This is a genomic window from Aeromonas sp. HMWF017, from assembly GCF_003061465.1.
In the GTDB taxonomy this organism is placed as follows: domain Bacteria; phylum Pseudomonadota; class Gammaproteobacteria; order Enterobacterales; family Aeromonadaceae; genus Aeromonas; species Aeromonas veronii.
The window spans coordinates 29,719-30,922 of record NZ_QAJD01000170.1; the positions used below are offsets into that span (position 1 = coordinate 29,719).

Consider the following 1,204-nt stretch of genomic DNA (forward strand, 5'->3'; position numbering starts at 1 on the left):
CATGCTGCAAGCCATTCGCACCTTGACCGGCCGCGAGCTGCCGTTGGGCGATCTGGCGGGATTCCCGGTTACCGACCAGCCTGCCAGCGGGGAGGGCAAGCGCCCCCCTCGTGACAAGCAGGCCAATCGCCGCACTCAGGCCAAACGCAGCGTCAAGCAGTTCAAGGGCAAGCGCTGACCTCAGGGTTTACCTTGTTCCCGCGCGAAGAAGTCACGACGCCACTGGCTCAACACCCCCTCCTTGTGCTGTTGCCACAGCGCAGGATCCATCTGCTGTTGGCTGGTCGCCAGTTGCTGCTCCAGCTCGGCCAGCTCTCGCTGGTAGCGGCTGCGTTGATCGAGCTGCTGCTGGCGCGCCTCGGCAAACGCCAGCGTGGCTTCAGCCTTCTCTGCGGGGAGGAAGTGGCGGGCCAGGGTGGCCAGATCCTCATCTCCCCAAAGCTGACGAGCTTGCTGCAGGCGGGCATCCGGGTTGAACAGCTCGCCTGCCAGATCCGGATTATCCGCCGCCCACCGATCCTGCAAGCGGCTGAGGGCGTCCAGCCGCTCTGCCAGCGGTAACTGCTCGCTCTCCTGCGCCAACTGATCCAGCGCCAGGGCATAGCGTCCCTGTAGCCGGATCAGGCTCTCCCCCTCGCTCAGCCACCCGGCTTCTGTTGCTTCCAGATTGCTTACACGCTGCGCCAGCGGCAACTCGCTGTCGCTGATCTCGTTGGCAAGCTGGTTGATCAGTTCATCCGGCATCGCCTGCCAGCTGCTGGGCACTTCTTTGCTTTTGCCATCCATCCACTCAGCGTTTGGCATGTTGGGAGGCGGGCTCTCCGGTTCTGCTGGCAATTGTGGATTGGCCAGAGAGGACGTCTCCGACCGTTCTGGCGATATCGGGGGCTGCTCTTCCTGCCAGCCCAGATTCACCAGCAAAAGGGTCAGGATAGCCAGCGCCAGTATCCCGTAACGGCGAGTCATCGGCTGATCTCTCCCTTGACCGGGAAGTGATCGGAGAGGTTGCTAGCGGGCCAGAGGCTGCCATCGCTGCTGCGCGGGATCCAGACCGTGTTGAGGTTGTGGCGTACGGCGCCGTACTCCCGGCTTACCACCAGATAGTCCAGATACTCGACATTGGCCCCGCCCGAGAGCGGCCCGCCGGCATAGGGGTTGATCCTGGGATCGAAGGTGGCTTCGGTATAGCCGCCATAGGCGGGTT

The 1,204-nt window shown here is 63.5% G+C and carries 1 protein-coding gene and 2 pseudogenes; 1 reads left to right on the top strand and 2 read right to left on the bottom strand.

What is annotated here, in order from left to right; genetic code table 11:
* Positions 1 to 178, top strand: a pseudogene (locus DBR30_RS22575) (DEAD/DEAH box helicase); the annotation flags it as partial.
* A gap of 2 nt (positions 179 to 180) precedes the next feature.
* On the opposite strand, the gene DBR30_RS18865 reads toward DBR30_RS22575, so the two are convergent.
* Positions 181 to 966, bottom strand: coding sequence for a hypothetical protein (locus DBR30_RS18865; protein ID WP_108541539.1), 786 nt, complete (start codon positions 964 to 966; stop codon positions 181 to 183).
* Positions 963 to 1,204: pseudogene (locus DBR30_RS22580) on the bottom strand (endonuclease); the annotation flags it as partial. The pseudogene DBR30_RS22580 and the gene DBR30_RS18865, both read right to left, overlap by 4 nt.

Bases quoted from the DNA above. Each gene is read 5' to 3' on its own strand.
- DBR30_RS18865 (WP_108541539.1), bottom strand. From the start codon at position 966: ATGACTCGCCGTTACGGGATACTGGCGCTGGCTATCCTGACCCTTTTG.